This window comes from Nonomuraea sediminis (assembly GCF_018531495.1).
GTDB classification, from domain to species: Bacteria; Actinomycetota; Actinomycetes; order Streptosporangiales; family Streptosporangiaceae; genus Nonomuraea; species Nonomuraea sediminis.
This window is the reverse complement of sequence record NZ_JAHDTI010000010.1, coordinates 269,500-293,998: the sequence shown is the minus strand read 5'-3', so window position 1 is coordinate 293,998 and position 24,499 is coordinate 269,500. Positions and strand designations below refer to the sequence as shown.

General features: G+C 71.3%; 22 protein-coding genes and 1 pseudogene. 10 read left to right on the top strand and 13 right to left on the bottom strand.

What is annotated here, in order from left to right:
* Positions 1–33: 33 nt before the first annotated feature.
* Positions 34–189 (bottom strand): hypothetical protein, encoded by a 156-nt coding sequence (locus KIK09_RS36005; RefSeq protein WP_214323916.1) that lies wholly within the window; start codon positions 187–189, stop codon positions 34–36.
* Between the two features lie 130 nt (positions 190–319).
* On the opposite strand from KIK09_RS36005, the gene KIK09_RS36000 reads away from it, so the two are divergent.
* Positions 320–745 carry a nuclear transport factor 2 family protein gene (locus tag KIK09_RS36000; RefSeq protein WP_214323915.1) on the top strand — a complete coding sequence of 142 codons (426 nt, stop codon included), beginning with the start codon at positions 320–322 and terminating at the stop codon, positions 743–745.
* On the opposite strand, the pseudogene KIK09_RS35995 reads toward KIK09_RS36000, so the two are convergent.
* Together KIK09_RS35995 and KIK09_RS35990 are read right to left on the bottom strand one after the other, a co-directional pair.
* A pseudogene (locus KIK09_RS35995) lies at positions 745–2,547 on the bottom strand (GTP-binding protein); the annotation flags it as partial. The gene KIK09_RS36000 and the pseudogene KIK09_RS35995 overlap by 1 nt on opposite strands.
* Before the next feature lie 137 nt (positions 2,548–2,684).
* Positions 2,685–3,479, bottom strand: a complete 795-nt coding sequence (locus tag KIK09_RS35990; RefSeq protein ID WP_214323913.1) for a patatin-like phospholipase family protein — start codon at positions 3,477–3,479, stop codon at positions 2,685–2,687.
* Between the two features lie 56 nt (positions 3,480–3,535).
* Between KIK09_RS35990 and KIK09_RS35985 the strand changes: the two genes are divergently transcribed.
* Complete coding sequence (locus tag KIK09_RS35985; protein ID WP_214323912.1) at positions 3,536–3,763, top strand: hypothetical protein; 228 nt, start codon at positions 3,536–3,538, stop codon at positions 3,761–3,763.
* 18 nt (positions 3,764–3,781) lie between these two features.
* Here the strand turns inward: KIK09_RS35985 and KIK09_RS35980 are convergent, their stop codons facing one another.
* A complete protein-coding gene (locus tag KIK09_RS35980) occupies positions 3,782–4,819 on the bottom strand; it encodes an Rv2578c family radical SAM protein (protein WP_214323911.1) in 1,038 nt (345 codons plus the stop codon).
* Positions 4,820–4,951: 132 nt separating this feature from the next.
* Here KIK09_RS35980 and KIK09_RS35975 point away from each other — a divergent pair, with 132 nt between their 5' ends.
* Complete coding sequence (locus tag KIK09_RS35975; protein ID WP_214323910.1) at positions 4,952–5,230, top strand: DUF3040 domain-containing protein; 279 nt, start codon at positions 4,952–4,954, stop codon at positions 5,228–5,230.
* Positions 5,231–5,303: 73 nt separating this feature from the next.
* Here KIK09_RS35975 and KIK09_RS35970 read toward each other — a convergent pair whose 3' ends face one another.
* The 4 genes from KIK09_RS35970 to KIK09_RS35955 all read right to left on the bottom strand — a co-directional run bounded on the left by KIK09_RS35970 (position 5,304) and on the right by KIK09_RS35955 (position 10,507).
* A complete protein-coding gene (locus KIK09_RS35970) occupies positions 5,304–6,878 on the bottom strand; it encodes a penicillin-binding transpeptidase domain-containing protein (protein ID WP_308164502.1) in 1,575 nt (524 codons plus the stop codon).
* 73 nt (positions 6,879–6,951) lie between these two features.
* The gene (locus KIK09_RS35965) at positions 6,952–7,614 is read right to left on the bottom strand and encodes a lysophospholipid acyltransferase family protein (RefSeq protein ID WP_372455729.1); all 663 of its coding nucleotides are present in this window, start codon (positions 7,612–7,614) and stop codon (positions 6,952–6,954) included.
* A gap of 249 nt (positions 7,615–7,863) precedes the next feature.
* Complete coding sequence (locus KIK09_RS35960; RefSeq protein WP_214323907.1) at positions 7,864–8,460, bottom strand: NUDIX hydrolase; 597 nt, start codon at positions 8,458–8,460, stop codon at positions 7,864–7,866.
* 85 nt (positions 8,461–8,545) lie between these two features.
* Positions 8,546–10,507, bottom strand: a complete 1,962-nt coding sequence (locus KIK09_RS35955; protein ID WP_214323906.1) for a HelD family protein — start codon at positions 10,505–10,507, stop codon at positions 8,546–8,548.
* A gap of 43 nt (positions 10,508–10,550) precedes the next feature.
* Here KIK09_RS35955 and KIK09_RS35950 point away from each other — a divergent pair, with 43 nt between their 5' ends.
* The 4 genes from KIK09_RS35950 (at position 10,551) to KIK09_RS60225 (ending at position 14,414) form a co-directional block, all read left to right on the top strand.
* Positions 10,551–11,159: a TetR/AcrR family transcriptional regulator gene (locus KIK09_RS35950; protein ID WP_214323905.1), complete on the top strand. Its 609-nt coding sequence runs from the start codon at positions 10,551–10,553 to the stop codon at positions 11,157–11,159.
* A gap of 297 nt (positions 11,160–11,456) precedes the next feature.
* Complete coding sequence (locus KIK09_RS35945) at positions 11,457–12,737, top strand: ABC transporter substrate-binding protein (protein ID WP_214323904.1); 1,281 nt, start codon at positions 11,457–11,459, stop codon at positions 12,735–12,737.
* Positions 12,737–13,612: a carbohydrate ABC transporter permease gene (locus KIK09_RS35940; RefSeq protein WP_214323903.1), complete on the top strand. Its 876-nt coding sequence runs from the start codon at positions 12,737–12,739 to the stop codon at positions 13,610–13,612. Before KIK09_RS35945 ends, KIK09_RS35940 begins: the two co-directional genes overlap by 1 nt.
* The gene (locus KIK09_RS60225; RefSeq protein WP_214323902.1) at positions 13,602–14,414 is read left to right on the top strand and encodes a carbohydrate ABC transporter permease; all 813 of its coding nucleotides are present in this window, start codon (positions 13,602–13,604) and stop codon (positions 14,412–14,414) included. Before KIK09_RS35940 ends, KIK09_RS60225 begins: the two co-directional genes overlap by 11 nt.
* Positions 14,415–14,875: 461 nt before the next feature.
* On the opposite strand, the gene KIK09_RS35930 is transcribed toward KIK09_RS60225, so the two are convergent.
* The 3 genes from KIK09_RS35930 to KIK09_RS35920 all read right to left on the bottom strand — a co-directional run bounded on the left by KIK09_RS35930 (position 14,876) and on the right by KIK09_RS35920 (position 18,870).
* Positions 14,876–15,580: a ubiquinone/menaquinone biosynthesis methyltransferase gene (locus tag KIK09_RS35930; RefSeq protein ID WP_214323901.1), complete on the bottom strand. Its 705-nt coding sequence runs from the start codon at positions 15,578–15,580 to the stop codon at positions 14,876–14,878.
* Between the two features lie 505 nt (positions 15,581–16,085).
* Positions 16,086–17,039, bottom strand: a complete 954-nt coding sequence (locus tag KIK09_RS35925; protein ID WP_308164500.1) for a tyrosine-type recombinase/integrase — start codon at positions 17,037–17,039, stop codon at positions 16,086–16,088.
* Between the two features lie 376 nt (positions 17,040–17,415).
* Positions 17,416–18,870: an MDR family MFS transporter gene (locus KIK09_RS35920; protein WP_214323899.1), complete on the bottom strand. Its 1,455-nt coding sequence runs from the start codon at positions 18,868–18,870 to the stop codon at positions 17,416–17,418.
* Between the two features lie 90 nt (positions 18,871–18,960).
* On the opposite strand from KIK09_RS35920, the gene KIK09_RS35915 reads away from it, so the two are divergent.
* Positions 18,961–19,521 (top strand): TetR/AcrR family transcriptional regulator, encoded by a 561-nt coding sequence (locus KIK09_RS35915; RefSeq protein WP_214323898.1) that lies wholly within the window; start codon positions 18,961–18,963, stop codon positions 19,519–19,521.
* Between the two features lie 241 nt (positions 19,522–19,762).
* Here KIK09_RS35915 and KIK09_RS35910 read toward each other — a convergent pair whose 3' ends face one another.
* Entirely contained in the window at positions 19,763–21,418 is a 1,656-nt protein-coding gene (locus KIK09_RS35910; RefSeq protein WP_214323897.1) for an acetolactate synthase large subunit, read from the bottom strand.
* Positions 21,419–21,533: 115 nt separating this feature from the next.
* Here KIK09_RS35910 and KIK09_RS35905 point away from each other — a divergent pair, with 115 nt between their 5' ends.
* The gene (locus KIK09_RS35905) at positions 21,534–22,226 is read left to right on the top strand and encodes an alpha/beta fold hydrolase (protein WP_214323896.1); all 693 of its coding nucleotides are present in this window, start codon (positions 21,534–21,536) and stop codon (positions 22,224–22,226) included.
* Here KIK09_RS35905 and KIK09_RS35900 read toward each other — a convergent pair.
* A complete protein-coding gene (locus KIK09_RS35900) occupies positions 22,198–23,388 on the bottom strand; it encodes a cysteine desulfurase-like protein (protein WP_214323895.1) in 1,191 nt (396 codons plus the stop codon). The two genes, KIK09_RS35905 and KIK09_RS35900, sit on opposite strands and share 29 nt — an antisense overlap.
* A gap of 32 nt (positions 23,389–23,420) precedes the next feature.
* On the opposite strand from KIK09_RS35900, the gene KIK09_RS35895 reads away from it, so the two are divergent.
* Positions 23,421–24,470, top strand: coding sequence for a winged helix DNA-binding domain-containing protein (locus tag KIK09_RS35895; protein ID WP_214323894.1), 1,050 nt, complete (start codon positions 23,421–23,423; stop codon positions 24,468–24,470).
* Positions 24,471–24,499 lie beyond the last annotated feature (29 nt).

The following is a 24,499-nucleotide window of genomic DNA, read 5'->3' as shown; positions in this document are numbered from 1 at the left end:
CGGCCGGGACTCACACCCGCGCCGTCCGGCGGCTCAGTCCTCCGAGCGCTCCCAGGCGTTCTGCATGCCTGCCTGGGTGGGCTGCGTCGTGGCCTGGCGCTTGGCGGCCTTGGCCTGCCGGGATTCCTTCATGGCGGCCTTCTTGGCCTTGCCGGACTTGGCGACTGGTTTCTTGCTCGTCTCAGCCATCTTTGTTTCCCCCCGAATGAGATGAGATGCGCTGTTTGGCGCACCAAAGCGCTTAATACCCACTTGCCCCGCAAACCTGACACGTCGATGGTGGTCGAGACGCCCCGCCGTACTCCTGGAGTGTGACCGCATGGACCTGGCCGAGCTCGCCGACCGCGCCGCGATCATGGACGTCGCCGTCGCCTACGCCACCGCGCTCGACACCCGCGACTGGAGGCTGCTGGCCGAGCAGTTCACGCCCGACGCCACCTGGGCCTACCCGGGGATGATCGAGCAGGTGCGCGGGCCCGAGCCGATCGCCGCCGCCCTCGGCGCGGCGCTGGGCGGGCTGGAGGCCACCCAGCACCTGCTCGGCAACCACCACATCCGCCTGGACGGCGACCGGGCCGAGCACACCTGCTACTTCCAGGCCCAGCACGTGCGGCGCGGCGACACCTACACGGTCGCGGGACGCTACAGCGACGTGCTGCGCCGCACCCCGGAAGGCTGGAAGATCGCCTCCCGGGAGCTGACGGGCATGTGGAGCCAGGGCAACCTCGGCGTGTTCGCCCCCTAGAGCGGGCGGTCCCCCGACGGCGCCGACAGCCACACGCCCTCGCCGTGCGACAGGCCCGGCAGTTGCTGCTCGAACTCGTGCACCCGCCGGGCCGGCAGCTCACCCTTGATCAGCCAGGTGTCGCCCTGCTGCAGGGTGTCCGACAGTTCGGCGCCCAGCCCGGCCAGGCGCGCGGTCACCTGGCTGAAGGCCTGCGCCGGGATCTCCAGCTCGAAACGGTGGCACGGCTCGTACACCCGGGTGCCCGCCCTGCGCAGCGCGTCCATCAGCACCTCGGCCGTGCGGCCGCGGAAGTCGCCCGCGGTCGAGATCGGCGAGGCGTACCCGGAACGGGTCAGCGTCACGACCACGTCGGTCACCGGCCAGCCGTGCGGTCCCCGCCGCAGCGTGGCCGCGACCGTGTCCTCGATCGCCCGCTGGAAGGCCGGCGGCAGCGACCCCAGCTCCACCCCCAGCCGGTAGGTCAGGCCGGAGCCGCGCGGCCCCGGCTCCACCCGCAGACCCACCGTGGCCCAGAAGTCGTTGCGGCCGTGCCGGGTGATCTCCTCGGCCGTCTCCCCGGCCCCGGCCGGGCGCTCCAGGTAGACGGGGCTGCTCGGCTCGAAGTCGGCCTCGACGCCGAAGTCGCGGGCCAGCGTCTCGGCGATGACCTCCTTCTGCACCTCCCCGTACAGCAGCACCGACGTCTGGCCGCCGGCCAGCGTCCTGATGCTGATCAGCGGGTCCTGCTCGGCCAGCGCCGCCAGCGCCTGGTGCACGCGCCCCCGCTCCTCGGTACGGCGCGGCCGTACCACCGTCTCCAGGCTGGGCAGCGCGAAGTGGTGGGTGAGCTCGCCCGGCTCCGGCGGGCTGCCGACGCGGTCGCCCACCCGCACCTGCGGCACGCCCCACACCTTGGCGATGTCGCCGGCGCGCGGCTCGTCCCGCCGGCCCCCGATGACGCGCAGCGCCGTGGGCCTGGCCTCGTACTCCTGCACGCCGCCGCCCGGTCGCCTGCGGTACCAGGTGCTGCGGCGTCGGGCGTGCAGCGTGCCCGCGCGCAGGCGGACGTAGGCGACCTTCTCGCCGGTGGGGGTGCGTTCGACGGCGAACACCGTGCCACTGAGGCCCGTGCCCGCCGCGCTCGTGGGCAGCAGGCGCAGCCCGTCCAGCAGGTCGGCGACGCCCTGGCCGGTCACCGCCGAACCGAGGAACACCGGGTGCAGCACGCCCTCGGCGCACTGCCTGGCGATCGCCTCCCGGATCTCCTCCCGGCTCGGCGTGTCGCCGTCGACCAGGCGCTTGAGGATGCCGTCGTCGTGCTCGGCCAGGATCTCCGGCACGTTGTCATCGCCGAGGGCGACGGCGGAGGGCGACAGGCGCCGCCGGATCTGCCCGAGCACCTCCCGCGGCCGGGCGCCGGCCCGGTCGAGCTTGTTGACGAAGATCAACGTCGGGAGCGCCAGGCGGCGCAGCGTCTTCATCAGGATCCGCGTCTGCGGCTGGACGCCCTCCACCGCCGACACGACCAGGATCGCGCCGTCCAGCACGCCCAGCGCCCGCTCCACCTCGGCGATGAAGTCGGAGTGACCTGGCGTGTCGATCAGGTTGACGTGCAGGTCGCCGACGGTGAACGCGGCCACCGCCGTACGGATGGTGATGCCGCGCCGCCGCTCGATGTCGCCGGTGTCGGTCTGGGTGTCGCCGCGGTCGACGCTGCCGAGCCGGTCGATCGCGCCGGTCTGGAACAGCAGCCGCTCGGTCAGGCTGGTCTTACCCGCGTCTACGTGCGCCAGGATGCCGATGTTCAGTGAAGCTTGCATGCGTGGTCGGGCCTTCGGGGACTCGCGTGCCAATGGGGCGCTGGGATACCTCGAGGCCCCGCCGCATCGCGAGCTCCTTCACAAGATCGACCACCTGAACCCGCTCATCCTGCCATCCCGCCCCGGCCCCGGTCGACCTAATTTCCCGGCCAGCCGCGCACGATGGCGGGCGCGGCCTGACGCAGGCCCGCCTGGTAGGACGGCAGCCAGGCGGCACGGTTGTGGAGATCGGCGCCGAAGACGGCGATCGTCTGCTCGTCCGGGGCCACGGTGACGGCACCGGCGGGCGGCGGCTGCCGGAACAGGTGGGCCAGAGGCTCGATCAGCAACAGCGGGCCGGCATCCCCGGCGAGGTGCGCGTTGCTGCCGCCGCCCAGAGCGCCGTCCATGTAGCGTCGCCCGCCGATCGTGATCGGCGGGAAGGCGCCGGGCATGGCGGTGCTGGCGGCCACCGCCGCCTGCAGGGGGACGCCGCTGCCGGCGTCCCAGGCCACTGGCTGCCCGGACTCGACGTCCACCGCGGTGATGACCAGGCGATCCGGCCACTCCGCGGCGGGCACCAGCGCGGACATCCTGCCCAGATGGACCTCCTCGGGCGCGGCCGCCGCCTCGACCGCCAGCCGCCCCACCCGCCGCAGCCGTTCGGCAGGCTCCACCCCCTCCTCGCCGAGCAGCGCGAACACCCGCCCCATCGCCGCCGGGTCATTTTCCCCGGCTCCCTCGGTGGCCGAAGTGTCCGGGCGGCGAGAGACGCCCAGGCGCTCGAGATCACTTCCCGTGGCCAGCAACGCCCCCACGATGGCCCCCGCCGAGGTACCGACGATCAGATCGGCGCCGCCCAGATCGACCCCGTGCCGCCGCAGTCCGACCGCGAGCCCGGCCAGCCAGGCCGTCCCGACGACCCCGCCAGGCCCAAGAACCAGTGCATTCATGACACGTCAGTCTGCTACCTCAACCACGGTTGAGATCAACCGGATAATGAGGGCGCATGACCGTGTTCGCGTGTGCCGGGTGTGGGGCCGTGCTGACCGTGCCGCTGTCGCGGGTCGTGCTTCCCGTCCATGCCCACGGGCGCTACGGCCATGATCTCCTCGGCGTGCTCATGGAACCCGGAACCTACGCCGTCGACCCCGACCGGCTACCGGAGGTCCGGCGGCCCTGGTTACGCGCGATCTACGACCACTTCACCGACCGCCGATTCGCGCCGCCGTTCTAGCCGGGTACGGCGGGCGGCTCAACCGAGGCCCAGGTCGAGCGGCAGCTGCTCGGGCGCGGGGGCTGTTGGGCGGGTGGGCAGGCGGCGGGCTCGGGAGGGGGTGGCGCGGCCGATGCCGTGGCGGGTGGCCAGGGCTTTGACCTGGGCGGTGATGCGCCGGCGGTAGGCCTGGGGTGCGTAGGCGCCTCTGCCGTACAGCTCGAGATAGCGCGGCACCAGGCGCGGGTGCTCGCGCGACAGCCAGCCCAGATACCACTCGCGCGCGCCGGGCCGCAGGTGCAGCACGATGGGCGCCAGGTGGGTGGCCCCGGCCGCGGCGATCTCCTTGACGGTGCGCTCCAACTGGGCGGGCGAGTCGGTCAGGTACGGCAGGATCGGCGCCATCAGCACGCCGCACCCGATCCCGTGGTCGTTGAGCGTGGCGCACGTCTCCAGCCGCCGCAGCGGATGCGGCGTGCCGGCCTCGACGGACCGCCACACGTCCGCGTCCACGAACCCCACCGACAGGTTCGCCCCCACCGTGGTGACCTGCGCCGCCTCGGTCAGCAGATCCAGGTCCCGCAGGATCAGCGTCCCCTTGGTCAGGATGGAGAACGGGTTGGCCGCATCCCGCAGCGCCTCCAGAATGCCCCGCATCAGCCGGTACCGCCCCTCGGCCCGCTGGTAGCAGTCGACGTTCGTCCCCATCGCGATGGCCTGCCCCCGCCACCGCGCCGCCCCCAGCTCCCGCCGCGCCAGCTCACCCGCGTTCACCTTCACCACGATCTTCGAATCGAAGTCCGCCCCGGCATCCAGATCCAGATATTCGTGCGTTTTCCGGGCAAAACAATAGGTACAGCGGTGCCCGCAGCCTCTGTAGGGGTTGATGGTGTGGGTGAAGGGGACTCGGCTGGCGGGTGGGACGCGGTTGATGATGGAGCGGGCCTGGATCTCGTAGAAGGTCATCCCGCGGAACTCCGGCGTGTCGAAGGTGCGGGTGATCGCGCCGCGGGCGAACAGCGGCGCGAGGGGTTCGGCCTCGACGGAATCGGTCAGCCGCAGGTTGTCCCAGCGCATCCCATGATTAGAACAAGTTTTCGAGGTTGATCGCAACAGGAAAGAGCTTGCAATTACCTGCCCAGGTGGGGGCTAATGATCTTCAGGGTTGGGCAGAAAGTCCGCACAGAGCTTGCGTTCCGGAGGTGCACTATGGCCTGGTCGCAGGACGAGGAGCGGATGCTCGCGCAGATCGAGCAGCACCTCGTCGACGAGGACCCTCGCCTGGTCGCGCGGCTCGAGTCGTTCAACGACCGTGCCCGGCGCAGCGAGGCGAAGGCCCAGGGCGAGCCGCGCAAGCATCGCCGGCCGCGCCGTTCGACGATCATCATCCTGATCAGCTGGCTGCTGATCGCCACGCTGGTCGCCACACTCCTGATCATGGTGTTGCGTCACGAGGCCGCGGCCCTGGCCCTGGCCGCTTCCCTGTAAAAGCCCGCCGTACAAAACTGTCCGAAATAAAAGGGTCAAGTACGGCATGCCGCCCAAAATCGGCGTGTCCCGCCTACAAGCCCCGAAGGAACGCGGCCGCCACCGGAGCCGCCACCTTACCCCCGGTACCCCCGGCCTCGACCACCACGGCGAAGGCCACGTCCCCCTTGAACCCCATGAACCAGGCGTGCGTGTCGAGCTTGTCGCCGGTGCCGAACTCGGCGGTGCCCGTCTTGCCGCGCGTGCCCGACGGCAGCCCGGCCGACTTGGCGGTGCCCTTGGTGACCACCGCCGACATCATCGAGTGCAGCTCGCCGACGGCCTCGGCGGGCAGCTCGCGCGGCTCGGCCTTCTGCTTCAGGTCGGGCACCAGCGTGGGCGGGCGCCAGGTGCCGGAGGCGATCGCGGCCGCGACCGAGGCCATGGTCAGCGGGCTGGCGGTGATGCGGCCCTGCCCGAAGGCCTCGGCGGCCAGTTCGGAGTCGGAGGTGGCCTTGGGGAAGCTGGGCTTGGTGGCCGGCACGCCGATGTTGAGCGGCTGGTTGAAGCCCACCTGCTCGGCGGCGGCCAGCAGCTTGGCGGCGCCCAGCTTCTGCTCGGCCAGCGGGGCGAAGGTGGTGTTGCAGGAGTAGGCGAAGGAGTCGGAGAAGGTCAGCGACCCGAACTCCTCCTTCTCGGAGTTCTGGATCTTCAGCCCGCCGACGGTGGCGTACTGGGGGCAGGTGACCTTGTCGGTGGGGGACAGGCCGGCGCCGAGCAGGCCGAGCGCGGTGACGGCCTTGAAGGTCGAGCCGGGCGGGTAGCGGCCGTCCAGCGCGCGGTTGAAGCCGCCCTGGTTGTTGACCACGGCCAGGATCTCGCCGGTTTCGGGCTTGATGGCCACCATCGAGGTGGGCTTCTTCATGTCCTTGACCGCGGCCACGGCGGCGGCCTGGGCGCGCGGGTCGAGGGTGGTGCGCACGTCCTTGCCGTCGTGGCCCTCGATGGTGTGCAGCGTCTTGCCGGCCAGCTGGATGTCGGTGGTGGGGGTGCCGGCCAGGCGCTGCTGGAAGGTCTCCTGCAGCCCGCCGCGGCCGACGGCCTGGCCCACCTTGTAGGAGGGGCCGAGCTTGGCCACGTCCTTCTTGGTGGCCTTGTCCAGGAAGCCGACCAGCTGCTGGACCGAGCCGCCCGCGGTGCCGTCGTCGATGCGGGTGCCGCCGGCGTCGGTGATGCCGGCACGCGCCGGCCAGCGGGTCTTCAGCGTGAAGCTCTGCCCGGCCGTCATGCCGGGGTAGAGGGTCTTGGGGCTCCAGTCGACCTTCCAGGTGCGGTCGGCCACCTTCAGGTCGATGGCGCCCTGGTAGCTCCACTCGCCGAGGTTGCGCAGGCGCAGCGTGGCGGTGTACGGGACGCTGGCCGTACCGTCGCCCTCGGTGACCTTGCCGAGGGCGACCGTGGTGGTCTGCACGGCCAGCGCGGTGCGCATCTGGTCGTAGGCGGCAAGCGGCTGGGGGCGGGTCAGTTCGGCGGTCATGGCGGTGTCGTTGCCCGCCTGCCAGGCCGCGGCGAAGCGGGCGGCGGTCTCGGCGGGCGTGCCGCGGGTGTGCAGCACGTAGTAGGCGCCGCCGGCGGCGGCCCCCACCACCAGCACGACGGCGCCGGACACGATCGCGATGGTGCGGCCTCGCGCCACTGGTCAGCCCCCTGAACGTTGACGGATCCCCGAGCTTAGCGACAGATCAGGTCATACCGCCCGACGCTTTGACGCTCGCGGCGTAGGCGGGCACGTACTCCTGACCGGACAGCTCCTGGATGGCGGCCATGATCTCGTCGGTGACGCGGCGCCGGTCGCGGGCGCTGGCGTGGTCGCCGTCGAAGGTCATCGGCTTGCCGATGGTGATGCCCACCCGGGCGGGTCGCGGAACCTTCGCCCCGAGCGGCAGGACTTTCTCGGTGCCGCTGAGGGCCACCGGCAGCACCGGTGCGCCGGTCTTGAGCGCAAGCCACGCCACGCCGATCTTGCCGCGGTACAGGCGGCCGTCGGGCGAGCGGGTGCCCTCGGGGTGGATGCCGAACAGCTCGCCGCGCTCCAGCAGGTCGGCGGCGGCGTCCAGCATGGCCTGCGCGGCGTGGGCGCTGTCGCGGTCGATGGGCAGGCTGCCGCCCAGGCGCATGAAGAACTGGGAGAGCGGGTTGCCGGAGAAGTACTCGTTCTTGGCGGTGAAGGTGACGTGGCGCGGCAGCAGCGCCGGCAGCAGGAAGGAGTCGATCACCGACAGGTGGTTGGCGGCCAGGATCGCCCCGCCCCGCCTGGGCACGTGCGCCGCGCCGGAGATGTGCGGGCGGCACATCGCGTGGGCCAGCGGCGTGGCGACGGACTTGACCACTTGGTATAGCAACAGGCTCTCCTGGACGTTCCTCGGACGGGCGCACCCCACCATAGAGCAGGCGCCCCGCCTGACGGCGGGGCGCCTGAGAAGCCTTTAAGGCCGATGTGGCGGTCGCCTCCTCGGCGAGAGGCACAACACGGCTCCAGCCGAACGGTATTCCGTGAAGGCGGTAATTTGCGGCCCGGGGGACACAAACCACATCGGCCACTTGACTCTAACGGACATCCACCGGCACGTATTCCATCCCGGCCCAAGATTGCGTCACGTTCTGGTCCACCGGGGCTGCTCCACGTCGAGAACGCGCAGCTCACGGCCTCGCAGCGCCACTTCGGCGAACTGCCACAAAATCGCGCCGGTCGGCGCGTGCACCACGATGCCGGGGCCCAGCGGCATCTGCAGCAGCCCGCCGCGCCAGCGCGGCACCCCCGGCGCCAGGAAGCGCTCCAGGGTCACCGCGTGCACCGAGGCCACCTCGCGCGGATCGGCCACCGGCCGCTGCGCCCCGCCGAAGGCCACCACCGGGGTGATGACGAACCCCGAGTCGGTCACGAAGTCGTCCAGCAGCCCCGCCACCCGCACGTCGCGCACCGAGGTCTCCTCGGCCAGCTCGCGCAGCGCCGCCTGCACCGGCTCCTCGCCGTCGTCCAGCCGCCCGCCCGGCAGCGCCCACTGCCCGGCGTTGCGGCCGCGCGGGGCGCGCTTGATGAGGATCGTGTACGGCAGGCCGTGCGGATCCTCCAGCACGCACACGGTGACCGCGGCACGGCGCAGCCCGTCGGATACCGGTGCCCGCCGCACGGGGAAGGCGGCCAGGTTGGCGGTGACGACCTCGCGCAGCCGCTCGGGTGGGGGAAGCACCCGGCCAGGATCTCATGAGGGGGAAGGCGGACCCTGGCCGGGCGGCCGAGGCCACGGTATCAACGATCAAGGACCTGGGGCGGCCTCACCTGGTCAGTTCGGCCGGCAGCGGCAGGGCGTGCACGACCTCCAGCCGCGACACCGCCCGCGTCAGCGCCACATACAGCCGGTTGAGGCCGCGCGGCCCGGCGCCGGTGATCGCGGCGGGCTCGGCCACGATCACGTGGTCGTACTCCAGCCCCTTGACCGCGGACGCGCCGACCACGGCCAGGCGTTCGCCCAGCTCGAGCCCCGCGTCCCAGAGCGCCTCCGTCAGCGGCTCCACCCTGTCGTCGGCGGCGATCACCCCGATCGACCCCTCGAAGGCCAGCGCCTGCGACGCCGCGGCGACCACCGCGGCGTCCAGGTCGGCGGCGGGGGTCAGGCGCAGCAGCCCGTCGGAGCGGTACGAGCGGGTCGGCGGCACGTCGACCTCCAGCCTGGCCAGCAGCCGGTTGGCCAGGTCCACCACCGCGCCGGGCACCCGGAACCCGGTGGTCAGCGCCACCACCCGCCCGCCGGGTTTGCCGAGCGCGGCCAGCTGCTCGCGCCAGTCGCGCGCCGCCCACGGCGTGGTGGCCTGCGCCAGGTCGCCCAGCACCGTCAGCGAGGCGTGCTCGCTGCGGCGGGCGATGGCCCGGCACTGCATCGGCGACAGGTCCTGCGCCTCGTCGACGATGACGTGGCCGTAGCCGCGCGGCCGGTCGATGAGCCCGGCCAGCTCGTCGAGCAGTACCAGGTCCGCGGCCGACCATCGGGCGCCGGCGGCCGTGCGCGGCGGCCTGGCCCAGGTGATGGCCTGCCGCTCGGCCGCGTCCAGGATCCCGTCGTCGGCCGGGCCCGACAGCACCTCGGCCAGCACCTGCTCCGGCCGGGCCGCGGGCCAGACGGCATCCAGGAACGGGGTCACGCCCCTGCCGATCCGCTTGACCCAGGTGGCGCCCGTGCTCTGCCCGCGCAGCTCGGCCTGCCTGCGCACCCGCTCCACGACCCGGGCCCGCACGCGCTCGCGCCCCACCCCGTACGGCAGGCCCTCGCGCCGGGTGTCGTCGACGATGCGGCGCAGCTCGTCCTCCTCCACCCGCCACCGGTAGGAGCCGTCGGGCACCGCCAGCGGCTCGACCGGCTTGCCGATGCGGCCGAACAGCGCCCGGCGCAGCACCTCGGCCATGCGGGCGTCGTGCTTGACCGCCGCGGCCTCGGCCGTGTCGGCGGCCCCGACTTCCGTGGCGCCCAGCAGCCGCTCCAGGGTGGTCTGCTCGACGTCGACCTCGCCCAGGGCCGGCAGCACCTGCTCGATGTAGCGCAGGAACGTCGGGTTGGGCCCCAGGATGAGCACGCCGCGCCGCTCCAGCCGCTGCCGGTGCGCATACAGCAGGTAGGCGGCCCGGTGCAGGCCCACCGCGGTCTTGCCGGTGCCCGGCGCGCCCTGCACGCAGATCGTCGCCTCCAGCCCGGCGCGCACCAGCTCGTCCTGCTCGGGCTGGATGGTGGCCACGATGTCGCGCATCGGGCCCACCCGCGGCCGTTCGATCTCGGCGGCCAGGATCTCGCTGTCGCGCTGCTCGCCCTGCCCGAGCCGCTCGTCCTCGAACCCGGTCAGCGACAGGTGCGACCAGCCGAAGCGGCGGCGCACCGCCACGCCCATCGGCTCGCGCGCGCTGGCCCGGTAGAAGGCCCGCGACACCGGCGCCCGCCAGTCGATGACCACGGGCGGGCCGCCGTGCTCGCCGGGGATGTGGCGCCGCCCGATGTGGTAGGCGCGGCCGTGGTGCTCGGAGGCGGGCGTGAAGTCCAGCCGGCCGAAGAAGGGCGGCCCGTCGGGCTCCTCGCCGAGCTGCTTGGCCAGGCTCTTGAGGTGGCGGCCGAGCCGTTCGGCGCTGTAGCGGTCGCCTGCCACGGTCTCGCCGATGATCACGTTGTCGCGGGCGCCCCGCAGCATCCGGCGCAGGCCCGCCCGGCACACCTCGACGTAGGCGCGCTCCTCCTCCAGCATCCAGTCCCCCATGTGTTAACTCGGTTAAGACTTTGACCAGGTTAACATTGTGGGCATGACCGGACTACGCGAGCAGCAGCGCCGCCGACAGCATGACGCCATCTCCGCCGCGGCCATCGCGCTCTTCCTGGAGCGAGGCTTCGACCAGGTGCCCGTCACCGAGATCGCCGCGGCCGCCGGGGTGTCCAAGCCGACGCTGTTCAAGTACTTCCCCACCAAGGAGGACCTGGTCCTGCACCGCATCGCCGACCACCAGGACGAGTCGGCCCGCGTCGTGGCCGCCGCAGGGGGCGACCCGATCCAGGCGCTGCACGCCCACTTCCAGCAGGGGCTGCGGCGCAACGACCCGGTCACCGGGCTGAACGACACCCCCGAGGTGATGGCCTTCCACCGGATGGTGTTCGACACCCCGAGCCTGGCCGCCCGGTTGCACCACTACATGGCCGAGGCCGAGCGTGCCCTGGCCGACGCGCTGGCCGGGGTGATGCCCGCCGCGCCCGACCGGCTCGCCGCCGAACTGCTCGCCGCCCACGTCCAGGCCACCCTGCGGGTCCTGGCCCGGCGCAACCATCAGGCCCTGGCCGCCGGGCGCCCCCTGGCCCAGGTCACCGCCGAGGCGAGCGCGGAGGCCGACCGCGCCTTCGCCCTGCTGCGCCTTCCCTGACCTGCCTCCGGTACGGCAGGCCTGGCGGGACCGCGGTGCCCGCGGGTCGAGGCGCCGTGGCGGCGGGCGACCGTCACCAACTCGCCGCGAGCGCCGGTCGCGGGTCCTCAGCCGGAGTGCGGCGGGCGGCCGGGGGCGGCGGCCTCGCCGTACATCTCTTCAGCTGTTGACTTGAACGGGAAAGATCACTTACCTGGTGTGCAGCAGATCACCACATCATCCCCGCATTACCGATTCATTAACTTGGTTATCATGGCTCCCAGCCGAGCCCGCTTCGCCGCAAGGAGACGAAACCGGATGATGATCAGGAACAAGGTCGCAGGAGCCGCCGCCACGCTCGGCCTCGTCCTCACCGCCGCAGCCTGCGGCGGATCGAGCGGCACCGGCGGCGCCCAGGGCGGCACGTTCACCTACTGGACCAGCGGCTGGCAGCCCGACCAGATCGCCGAGATCGACGCCGCCTTCGACAAGGCCCACCCCGGCATGCACGCCAAGGGCCAGTACATCGCCAGCTCCGACCAGTACCTGCCCAAGGTCATCGCCGCCGTCAAGAACGGCACCCAGCCGACCGTCCTGCTCACCCAGAACCCCTCCGACCTGCCCGTGATCGCCCAGAGCGGCAAACTCGTCCCGCTGGACGGCAAGCTCACCGCCGAGACCAACGCCCTGTACCCGGGCATCAAGGACTCGCTGTTCTACAAGGGCCACCAGCTGGGCATCGCCCTGGCGGGCGTCGGCGACATCGTGCTGTTCTACAACAAGAAGGCCTTCGCCGACGCCGGCCTGCAGAACCCGCCCAAGACCTGGACCGAGCTGGCCGACTACGCCAAGAAGCTGTCGGACCCGGCCAAGAACAAGTACGGCTTCTACGTCCCGCTCGGCGAGTCCGAGTGGATCTCCTTCGCCTGGGAGCCCATGCTCTACGCCGAGGGCGGCTCGTTCCTGACCGCCGACGGCACCGCCACCGCCTTCAACAGCCCCGCCGGCGTCAAGGCGCTCACCACCTGGGCCGACCTGATCAAGAACAAGGCCGCCCCCAGCACCAGCTACGCCCAGGCCGGCAGCTTCGACGGCGCGCCCGCCTTCGCCAGCGGCACCGTCTCCATGATCGTCAACGGCCAGTGGGCGGTGCCCACGTTCGAGAAGGCCGGCATCGACTTCGGCGTCGCCCCCATGCCCGCCGGCGCCGCCGGCACCTCCACCAGCATGGGCATCGGCGTGGCCGCCCTGCTCAAGACCGACGAGCAGGCCGAGAAGGCGGGCCTGGAATTCCTGAAATTCCTCACCACCCCCGCCCAGGGCGCCTACCTGGCCGCCAAGAACGGCGGCCTGCCCTCCGACCCCGCCCAGCTCGACCAGCAGGTGCTCAAGGACCACATCGCCAAGAACCCCACCTACCCGGTGTTCGCCGAAGCCGAGAAGACCGGCAAGGTCCGCCCCATCACCCCCGCCTACGACGCGATCTCCCAGAGCCTGTGGACCCAGATCAACGCCGCGCTCAAAGGCCAGAAGACCCCCGCCGAGGCGCTGGCCAAGGCCGCCCAGGACGGCGATGCGGCGCTGAAGAAGCTGGGCTGATGCGCCGGCGCTACCGCACCTGGGCGCTGGCCTACGCCTTCGTCGCGCCCACCGTGCTGCTCACGGTGGCCTTCTCCCTCATCCCGCTGGCCATGCTCATCTGGCGCAGCCTGTACGGCGGCGGGGTGTTCGACGCCTCGCCGCAGTACGTCGGGCTGGACAACTACCGGCAGATGCTCGCCGAGGGCGGCGGCCACGCCCTCGGCGTCACCGCCGTCTACACCGCCGGGTTCGTCGTCCTCACCATGGGAGCCGGGCTCGCGCTCGCGCTGCTGCTCAACTCCAAGGCGCCCGGCGTGGCCCGGCTGCGGGCGCCGTTCGTCATCCCGCTCGTCGTGCCCGTCGTGGCCACCGCGCTCATCTGGGCCAACATGTTCGCGCCCCAGTTCGGGCTGATCAACCGGCTGCTCAGCCTGGTCCGCCTGCCGCAGGCCGACTTCCTGTCCACGCCCGGGCTGGCGCTGCTGGCCGTACTCAGCTTCGGGTCGTGGCAGTTCTTCGGACAGAACGTCATCCTCTACCTGGCCGCCCTCAAATCGCTGCCCGGCGACGTGCTGGACGCCGCCAGCGTCGACGGCGCCGGCGCCTGGCGCCGCTTCACCAGCATCCAGTGGCCCATGATGCGCCGCCAGACCCTGCTGATCTGGGTCGTCACCACCCTGACCGGGCTGCAGACCTTCACCCAGATCTACGTCCTCACCCAGGGCGGGCCCGACGGCGCCACCCGGACCGCCCTCTACTACGTCTACAACGAGGGATTCGTCCAGTTCGACACCGGCCGCGCCAACGCCATGGGCGTGGTGCTGTTCCTGCTGTCGCTGCTGATCACCCTCGGCCAGATCTGGCTCATCGGGCGGGTGGACCGTGCGCGCTAGCCGTCTGCTCGTCTACGTCCTGCTCGCTCTGGCCGTCCTCATCGTCGCCTTCCCGCTGGTGTGGATGCTGCTCAGCGCGCTGAAAACCGACGCCGAGATCATCAACCCGGCCGCGCCGCTGTGGCCCGAGCACCCCGACTCGTCCAACATCGGCCGCGCCCTGTCACAGGCCCCCTTCGGCCGCTGGTTCCTCAACACCGCGATCTTCGGCGTGGCCGCCACCGCCGGGCAGCTCGCCAGCGGGCTGCTGGCCGGCTACGCCTTCGCCCTGCTCGACTTCCCCGCCAAGCGGCCGCTGTTCCTGGTGGCGCTCAGCGGGCTGATGGTGCCCTTCAGCGCCATCATCGTGCCCATGTCGCAGTTGCTCGGCGACCTCGGCTGGCTCAACACCTACCAGGGGCTCATCGTCCCCAACATCGCCTCGGCGCTCGGCGCGTTCCTGTTCCGCCAGTTCTTCCTCGGCACGCCCCGCGAACTGGGGGAGGCCGCCCGCATGGACGGCGCCTCCGAGGCGCGCGTCTTCTTCCGCGTCTACGCCCCACTGGCCCGGCCCGTCGTCGCGGCCCTGGCCATCATCCTGTTCCTGCAGAACTGGAACAACTTCCTGTTCCCGCTGATCGTCGTCAACACCACCGACATGTCGGTCCTGTCCCAGGGCCTGTCGGTCTTCCAGAGCCAGTTCACCACCCAGTACAACCTGATCATGGCCGCCTCCCTCATCACGATCGTCCCCGTCCTCCTGGTAGCCCTCACCGCCCAACGCCACGTCATCGAAGGCATCACCCTCGGCGCCCTCGACTAGCCCTCGGGGCAGGGATGTACGGCGGGCATCCCGGGGACGCCGGCCTGGTTGGCCCGGCGTCCCCAGACGCAGGGTCTACGGGAAGGCGCACGACGAACGTCGGTGCTCTGTACGGCGAGCCACGCAGGCCTACGGCGAGTCACCACAGGCGCCGGGTCGGCGAGACGTTGTACGGCGGAAGCCTGCGCCCGGTACGGCGGGCCTCTGAGTCCGAGGCCTACGGCGAGCCACGCCGGGCGCCGCGGCGGCGCCCGGTACGGCGAGTCACCACAGCGCCGCGTCGGCGGGACGGTATATGGCGGAAGTCGGCGCCCTCGTACGGCGGGCCACACGGGGCCGTGGTGCCCGGACTACGGAGCGCCGTATCGGCGGGCAAGGGGCATCGACTCGCCGGAAGCGCCGGGAGCGGGTCCTCAGCCGAAGTGCGGAGGGCGGCCGGGAGCGGCGGCATGCCGTACAGGCTACGGTTTTTGGGCTGAGATGATCATGTGGGTGCCGAAGAACTTCTTCCGCCACGATATGGAGGCGAAGCCGACCCGGCGAAGGATCGTGACGACCTCGTTCGGGGTCATGAATCCGAGCGTGGATTTCTGCAGGTATGCGTATGACTCACGATCACGGGCGACTACCTGGCCGAGCAGGGGAATCAAGACCCGAACGCCCAGCGTCACTGGGTATCGGAGCAGCCCTCGAGGTGGGCAAGTCTCCAGAATGACGACCCGGCCCCCGGGCTTGAGCACCCGGTACTGCTCTTCGAGCACGCGCTCGACATCTTCGACATTGCGCAGGAGATACCCATGCGTGATGGCATCGAAGGACTCATCGCCGAAGGGCAGCTCGTTCGCATCCGCGTGCTGCCACCTGACGGCGGAGGCCCCAGGTTTGCTCGCCGCCTCCGAAAGCATCCGCTCCGAGAAATCGACACCGTAGATGGTCGAGTCCGGATACTTCTTCAGTGCGGCAAGAGCGATGACACCAGTCCCGGTGGCGACGTCGAGCATGCTCCCACCCGCGGGGACCTTCGTACGCACCGCGACCTCACGGCACCAGGCGGCATGCCGTCCCAGCGTCATGAGGCTGTTCATCCGGTCGTAGTAGTCAGTGATCTTGTTGAACGTCCGCTGGATCTCCAGGCCCTTGGACGACGACGAATCATGCGACGGCATGGCGCGGCTCCTCAGTCACCCCGCCACCCTCCCAGGGACATCGCCACCCCTTCCTCCCCCGCACGGGGGACCACGCCGCCTCGCACGGGGGATCACCGAGCTTCGAAGTCGGCGCCCTGTACGGCGAGCCACCCACCGGCGCCGCGTCGGCGAGACATCGTGCGGTGAAATTCGGCGCCTTGTGCGGCGGGTCTCCGAGGCCGAGGCTTACGGCGAGCACCGCCGGGCGCCGTGTTGGCGAGACGTTGTACGGCGGAGATCGGCGCCCCTGTACGGCGGGTCACACGGGGCCGCGGTGCCCGGGACACGCAGCGCCGTATCGGCGGGAAAGTGGCATCGACTCGCCGGGAGCGCCGGGCGCGGGTCCTCAGCCGAAGTGCGGAGGGCGGCCGGTGGCGGGGGCTCGCCGTACAGAAAACGCGACGACGACAGGAGAGGCGACGACGACAGGAGACGTGACGAGGGCAGGAGAGGTGACTGGGGCAGGAGGGGAGGTGACTGGGGGTCAGGCGAGGGGGCGGGCGGGGGGCAGGGTGAGGCGGTCGACGGCCTCGCGGCGGGTGCGTTCGGGGCGGCGGTCGTAGCGGGCCGTCGTCGCGGGGGAGGAGTGGCCGACCAGTGCCTGCGCGGTCGCCAGGTCGACGCCGGCGTCCAGCAGTTCGCCGATGAAGGTGCGGCGGAAGTCGTGCGCCGTACGGCGGCTCGCACCCGCCTCGCCCAGCCGGCGCGACAGGATGTCGGCGATGCCCTGCCCGCTGAGCGGCCGCGGACGGATCCTGCCCGCCTTGCTGATCGGGCTGAACAGCGGGCCCGCGCTGCCGCCGCGCACCGCCAGCCAGCGTTCGAGCAGGCCGATCGCGTCGGTGGTGAGGTAGACCAGGCGTTCCTTGTCGCGCTTGCCGCGCACCCGCAGCGAACGGGCGCCCGGATCGTAGTCGGCCAGCATCAGCCCCGCCAGCTCGGCGCGGCGGCACCCGGTGGAGTACAGCGTGGCGATCAGCGCCGCGTCACGGATCCCGGCGGTGGAGTCGTCGCACGTGGACAGCGCGGCGCCGACCACCTCCTTGGCCACGTGGTGGCCGGTCGGCAGCCGCGTCTGGCGCACCGGGGCCAGGTCGGAGGCGCGGGCGTAGTCCTCGGAGCTGGTCTGGCCGAGCCGCCAGGCCTCCTTCAGCACGCGCCGCAACGCCACCAGATGCTTGTTGACATAAGCGGGCGACCATCCCTGATCGGTCAGCAGGCTGCGGATGCGGACCGTGTGCTCGTATCGCAGCAGATGCCACGGCTGGCCCGCGCCCGTCGCGGCCTCGTCGCCGGTCAGCAGCTTGGCCAGCCTGTCGAGGCAGCCGCGCATGGTGCGACGGGACTCGGGGCTGGTCAGCGAGTCCAGGTAGACGTGATAGGGGTCGCGCGCCGGCTCCACCGCGGGTGCGGGCATCTGCACAGCGGGCACCGTCACGGGGTCGATCATATTGCCCCTCGGGTAGAGACTCGTTGGTCTCGTGTACGGCGAGCCGCCGCTCCCGGCCGCCCTCCGCACTTCGGCTGAGGACCCGCGCCCGGCGCTTCCGGCGAGTCGATGCCGCTTTCCCGCCGCCACGGCGCTACGTAATCCGGGCACCACGGCCCCGGGTAGCCCGCCGTACGAGGGCGTCGGCTTCCGCCGTGTACCGTCCCGCCGACGCGGCGCCGGTGGGTGGCTCGCCGTACGAGGGCGTCGGCTTCCGCCGCACAACGTCCCGCCGACGCGGGGCCTGTCGGGGCCCGCTGTAGGTCTCGGGGGCTCGTCGGAACATGGTCGGTGGCCCGTCTCGGATGATCGGAAAGGCGCGTCCCTAGGTGGCTCTTTCGGGTTCGGGCTTGTCGGTTGGGGTCTGTGGGTTGGGGCGGGTGGGTAGGAGCAGGCAGAGTGGTACGGCCACGGCGGTGAAGGCGACCGCCCACCAGAAGGCGGCGCCGAAGCCGTCGGACACGGCGCCCGGGGTGTGGGCGCCGTCGGTGGTGCGCTGGAGGATGACGGCGAGGACGGCGATGCCCACCGAGCCGCCGACCTGCTGGGCGACACGGGTGATGATGCTGGCGTCGGGGATCTCCCCGTGTCCCAGACCGAAGTACGCGGCGCCGTTGAGCGGGATCATGGCAGCGCCCATGCCGATGCCGCGCACGAGCAGTGCGGCCATGAGCAGCACCTCGCTGGTGTCGGGGGTGGCGACGAAGAACGGCACGGTGGCCGCGGTCGCGAGAGCGAATCCGGCGAAGGCGACCCAGCGCGGGCCGATCCGGTCGGTGTAGTCGCCGGCCCGGGTGCGTGCGATGAGTGCGCCGACGCCCTGCGGGATGAGGAGCAGTCCGGCGCCGAGCGCGTCCTCGCCCCGGACCTGCTGCCAGTACAGCGGCAGCAGCAGCATCGCCCCGTACAGGGTGGTGCCGGCCAGGAAGGTCAGGGTGGCGGAGGAGGCCAGCGCGCGGTGGCGGAAGAGCCGCAGGTTGACCAGCGCGCCCGCGCGCGGCAGTGCCCAGGCGGCGAAGCCGCCGGCCAGGGCGAGCCCGCCGACCAGCGGCACGAGTACCTCGGTGCTTGTGAAGCCTGAGCTGCCCTCGACCCTGGACAGTCCGTAGATGATGGCGGCGACCCCCGGGGAGAGCAGGAGCAGGCCGACGATGTCCAAGCGGGGGCGGTCGGGCGCGGGACGGTCGTGGGGCAGGTTGCGCCACGCGAGCCAGCCGCCGACGACGCAGAAGGGAATGTTGACGAAGAAGGTCCAGCGCCAGTCGGCCAGACTCAGGATGATGCCGCCCAGGACCGGGCCCAGGATGGGGCCGAGCGCGGTGGGCAGGGTGACGGTGGCCATGACCTTGCCGATGTTGCGGCCCTTGGCGGCCTGAATGACCAGCGTGACCATGAGCGGCATCATGATGCCGCCCCCGATGCCCTGGACGGCGCGGAAGACGATGAGACTGGCCACGTTCCACGCCAGCGCGCACAGGACCGAGCCGAGCAGGAACATGCCCAGCGCGGCGATCCACAGGTGTTTGCCGCCGAGCCGGGACTGGGCCCATCCGGCGAGGGGGATGGTGACGAACACGGCCAGCAGGTAGGCGGTGCTCACCCACTGGATCGTGGACAGCGGAGCGCCCAGGTCCTTGGCCAGGTCGTTGATGGCGACGGTGACGATGGTGGTGTCGAAGACGACGGCGAGGGCGCCGACGATGACCGTGAAGGCCAGGCGCCACACGGCAGGGTCGACGCGGTCGGAGTCCGGCGCCGCGGGCGCGTTGGGAGTGCTCACGGCCACCTCCTTTAGATAGAGTGGCTTATCTTGAGATCCTCAGAGTAGGCCGCTGAGATAAGATAGGCAAATCTATCTAATGGAGTGTGGATGCCCGAGCGACGCCGCGGACCGGCACTGGAGAAGGCGCTCCTCGATGCGGCCTGGGAAGAACTCGCGGCCAACGGCTACGCCAGATTCACCATGGACGCCGTCGTCCAGCGCGCCGGCACCAGCCCTCCCGTGCTCTACCGCCGCTGGTCCGACCGCGACGAGCTCGTACGGGCGGCCATCGCCCACGTCCTGGAGCGGTCCCGCATCGACGTCCCCGACACCGGGAGCCTGCGCGAGGACGTCCTCACCCTCATGCGGACGATCAACTCCACCCGCGCCCAGCTCATCACCGTCATGAACGTGCACCTGGCCGGCTACTACCAGGAGACGGGCACCAGCCCCGGCGACCTTCTCGCCACAGCGCGCGAGAACACCGCCGACGTGCTCTTCGACCGCGCCGTCGAACGCGGCGAGATCAAGCCGGAACACCTCAGCGAACGCATCAAGTCCCTCCCCTTCGACCTGCTGCGCCACGAAATCCTCGTGGCCTTCGCCCCCGTGCCCGACCACGTCCTCGAGGAGATCGTCGACACGATCTTCCTCCCCCTCGTGCGCTGACCGCGACACTTCCGCGGCGGGCGACCCGCCGTCATCACCGACGACATGCTCCACACGCTGCTGCGGCGCCTACCAGGGGGCTGCGCCGTACGACGTCCCGCCGACGCGGTGCCCGTGGTGGCTAGCCGTACAGGACATTCCGCCGCACGCCGCCCGGGGGCCCGCCGTACAGGGTGCTGGCTTTCGCTGTGCGTCTTCACGGCTGTCCGAGCGCCCCGTACGGTGCCCGCGGGGAACCGTGTCAGAAGGGGCCGGTGAGGTCGCCGAGTTTGGTGGTGAGGGCGAGGTTGTCGGTGTAGTCGACCGGAACGGCGATGATCGAGACCGTGTCGTCCGACAGGGCCTTGCGGAGGGTGGGCAGGAGGTCGGCGGCCGCGGTGATGCGGTAGCCCTTGGCGCCGAAGCTCTCGGCGTACTTGACGAAGTCCGGGTTGCCGAAGGCGATGTTGGAGTTGCGGCCCAGCTCCAGGTCCATCTTCCATTCGATCAGTCCGTAGGCGTCGTCCACCCAGACCAGGATCACGAAGGGGACGCGCTCGCGGACCGCGGTCTCGATCTCCTGGGAGTTCATCAGGAACGCGCCGTCGCCGGTGGCCGCCAGCACGCGCCGGTCGGGCAGGGCCAGCTTGGCCGCCAGCGCGCCCGGCACCGAGAAGCCCATCGACGACAGCCCGTTGGACACCAGCATCGTGTTGGGCGCGTAGGTCGGGTACATGCGCGCCATCCACATCTTCACCGCGCCGGTGTCGGCCAGCACGATGTCCTCGCGCCGCATCGCCTGGCGGATGTCGGACACCACGCGCCGCGGCGACATCGGGAAGCGGTCGTCGACCGCGCCCGAGGACAGCTCGCCGGCGATCATCTGACGGATCTTCTCGCCCGTGCCGTTGATCTCGAAACGCCGGTGTACGGCCTCGCCCAGCGCGTGCAGCGAGCGGGAGATGTCGCCCTGGATGCCGACCGACACCGGGTAGTGGTCGTCGACCTCGGCGGGGAACTGGTGGATGTGGATGATCTGCTTGTCCCGGTGCGGGTTGATCTTGACGGGGTCGAACTCCTGCAGTTCGTAGCCGACGCTGATCAGCACGTCGGCCTCGTCGAAGCCGAAGTTGACGTAGTCGTGGCGCATGAAGCCGACCGCGCCGAGCGCGTTGCGGTGGTCGTCGGGGAAGACGCCCTTGCCGTTGAACGTGGTGGCCACCGGCAGGCCGAGCTGCTCGGAGAAGCGCACCAGCGCGTGCGAGGCGCCGGCGCGGGTGGCGCCGTGCCCGGCCAGGATGATCGGGCGGCGGGCCGTGGTCAGCACGTCGGCGGCGCGGGCGATCTGCGACGGCGAGGGATCCTGCGCCCGCACCACGTTGACCGGCAGGGGACGCAGGTCGTCGGGGACAGAGGCGGATTCGACGTCCTCGGGGATGGCCAGGTAGACCGCGCCGGGCCGTTCGGTCTGTGCGGTCTTGAACGCCTTGCGGATCATCTCCGGCAGCGCCTGGGCCGTGGGCACCAGCTCGGCCCACTTGGTGATCGGGCGGAACAGCGACACCAGGTCCACCACCTGGTGCGACTCCTTGTAGATGCGGTCCAGGCCGACCTGGGCGGTGATGGCGACCACGGGCGTGGAGTTGGTCGTGGCGTCGGCCACGCCCAGCTGCAGGTTGATCGCGCCGGGTCCGAGGGTGGCCGAGGCGACACCCGCCTTCCCCGTCAGCCTGCCGTACATCTCGGCCATGAACGCCGCGCCCTGCTCGTGGCGGACCAGGACGTAGCGGATGGAGGAGTCGTTGAGCGCGTCGACGAAGTGGATGTTCTCCTCGCCGGGGATGCCGAAGACGTACTCGACGCCCTCCGCCTCCAGGGCCCTGACCAGCAGACGGGCCGCGTCGGCCTGGGTGGACATGGTGACAAGCCTTTCCTCAGGAACGTTGCGCTCCTGCACAGCACCGGCGGGGCGCAGTTCATTCCTCGGCAGAGTAAGGTTCGGTTATACGTATAAACCCTGAGGAGGTAATTCCGTGAAGCTCAACGTGCACGAGCGCGGCGACGGCGAGAAGGTGGCGCTGCTCATCCACGGCGGCATGTCCGACCACCGCACCTGGCACGCCGTCGAGGACGAGCTGATCGCCCGCGGCTACCGCGTCGTCGCACCGGACCTGCGCGGCCACGGCCTCAGCCCGCGCGGCGAGTACCAGGCCGAGCTGCTCGGTGACGACCTGGCCGAGAACCTGCCCCAGGGCGCCGACGTCGCGATCGGCCACTCGCTCGGCGGGCTGTCGCTGGCGCTGGCCGTCGAGCGGCTGCGGCCCAGCAAGGCCGTCTACTCCGACCCCGGTTTCACCCTCGACGCCGTCCCCGCCGAGGCGATGGCCTTCATGAAGCACATGGTCACCACCGCCACCGAGGACAGCGTCAAGACCATGAACCCGCGCTGGTCGCAGGCCGACGTGGAGGCCGAACTGGCGGGGTTCGCCCTGTTCGACCCCACGTTCCTGGACGGCGTGCGCGGCTTCGACGGCGACTACCTGCCCCGGACCGCCATCGTGCCGTCGCTGGTGCAGCTGGCGGACCCCAGCCTGACCATCAAGCCGGACGCGGCCGACGAACTGTCGCGGCGCGGCTTCGAGATCCGCACGGTCAAGGGTGCCGGCCACTGCGTGCACCGCGACGACTTCGCCGGCTTCATGGCCTCGATCGAGGGATGGATCTGACGCCTTCGAGGAGCCGCTCCACGTCCGAGGCGTCGTTGTAGTGGACCAGCCCGGCGCGCACGGCCGAACCCGTCTCGCGGATGCCCAGCGCGCCGGTCAGCTCCCAGGCGTAGTTGTGGCCGTTCCACACGTTCACCCCGAGCCCGGCCAGATGCTCGGCAACCTCGCGTGGCGTGCGGCCTGCCACGGTGAAGTAGGCGGTGGCCGTGCGCCGCGCCGGCTTGCCGTACAGCGTGACGTGCGGCAAGGTCTGCAGGCCCTCGATCAGCAGGTCGAACAGGGCCAGCTCGTGGGCCTCCGCGGCGGCCATCGAGGCCAGCAGCCGCTCGCGCCGCGTCCCGGACGCTTCGACGAGGCCCGCCAGATGGTCGACGGCGGCGGCCACCCCGGCCAGGTCGGCGAAGGCGCTGGTGCCCCATTCGAACCGTTCGGGCACCTCGTCTGAGGAGGAGGCCAGCTTGTCCGGGCGGACGGTCTCCAGCAGCGCCGGGTCGGCGATCACGGCGCCGATGTGCGGGCCCGACCACTTGTAGGCGCTGGTGGCGTAGAAGTCGGCGCCAAGCTCGCGCACGTCGACCGGGCCGTGTGCGGTGGCGTGCACGCCGTCGACGTAGGTCAGCGCGCCCGCCCGGTGCGCGAGGTCGGTGATGGCGGCCACGTCGGGGCGGGTGCCGAGCACGTTGCTCGCCGCGGTCACCGCGACCAGCTTGGTGCGCGGGCCGATCAGCTCGCCGTACTGCTCGACCGGCAGCTCGCCGGTGACGGTGTCCACCTCGGCCCAGCGGATCGTGGCGCCGGTCTGCACCCAGGGCCGCACGTTGGCGTCGTGGTCGAGCCGCGACAGCACCACCTCGTCGCCGGGGCCGACCAGGGCGCGCGAGAGGCGGTAGGTGAGCGTGGTCATGTTCGGCCCGAGGATCACGCCGCGCGGGTCGCCGCCGACCAGGTCGGCCACGGCCCTGCGGGCCTCGGCGACGATGGCGTCGGAGCGCCCGCTGGCAGGGAAGGCGCCGCCGACGTTGCCGATGCCCTCGCGGTAGGCGCGGGCGATGGCCTCGATCACCGGGGTCGGGGTCTGGGTTCCGGCCGCGCCGTCGAGGTAGGCGTAGCCGTCGGACAGAGCTGGATAAGCGGCGCGAACCTCTTCAATGGGGAAACGCATACTTGTCAGCCTCCCCTGGTTGGATGGGCCTCATGCTCACGCTCAGGGACCTCAACCGCGCCACCCTCGCCCGCCAGCTGCTGCTCGAGCGGCACGAGCTGGACGTGCCGTCGGCGGTGCGGCGGCTGGTCGCGCTGCAGGCGCAGGAGCCGCGCCCGCCCTACCTGGCGCTGGCAGCCCGCCTGTCCTCCTTCGAGCGGGAGGATCTGCACGGCGCGCTGCATTCCGGCCAGGTGGTGCGCGGCACCCTGTTCCGCGGCACCCTGCACATGGCGCTCGCCGAGGATTTCGCGCTGTTCCGGCCTGTCCTTCAGACGATGCTGGAGGCCGCCATGCGCCGCTTCGACGAGCTCGACTCCGACGCCGTGGTGCAGGCCGCGCTGCGCCTGCTGGCCGAGCGGCCGCACACCTTCAACGAGCTGCGGCCCCGGCTGCAGGAGGAGTTCCCCGACGCCTACGACCGCGCGCTCGGCTACGCGGTGCGGATGCTGACGCCGCTGGTCATGGTGCCCACCGACGACCGGTGGGGGTTCCCGCGCGAGTCGGCCTTCGGTCTGCCCGGGGTGCCGATGGCCGCGCCCGACCTGGAGGCCTTCGTCGAGCGCTACCTGGCCGCCTTCGGCCCCGCCACCGCCGCCGACGTGCAGGCCTTCTCCGGCGTCGGCGCCATGAAGAAGATCGTGTACGGCATGCGCGACCGGCTCGTGGCCCTGCAGGACTCGGCGGGGCGGGAGCTGTTCGACCTGCCCGGCGCGCCGCGGCCCGGCGGCGACGTGCCCGCTCCTGTGCGGTTCCTGCCCGATTTCGACAACCTGGTGCTCGGCCACGCCGACCGCACCCGGGTGCTCGACGACGCCTTCAAGGGCGAGGTCACCACCAAGAACCTGCGGGTCAGGGCGGTGTTCCTGGTCGACGGGTTCGCGGCGGGCACCTGGCAGATCAAACGCTCGGGCAAGAAGGCCAGGCTGCTGCTGACGCCGTTCGTGCCGGTCAAGGTCGCCGACCTGGAGGAGGAGGGGCTGCGCGCGCTGCGCTTCGCCGAGCCCGACGCCGCCGACTTCGGCCTTGAAGTGGTGGGCTGAGTCTGGTTTGTTCGTGGCGGAGGTGCCCC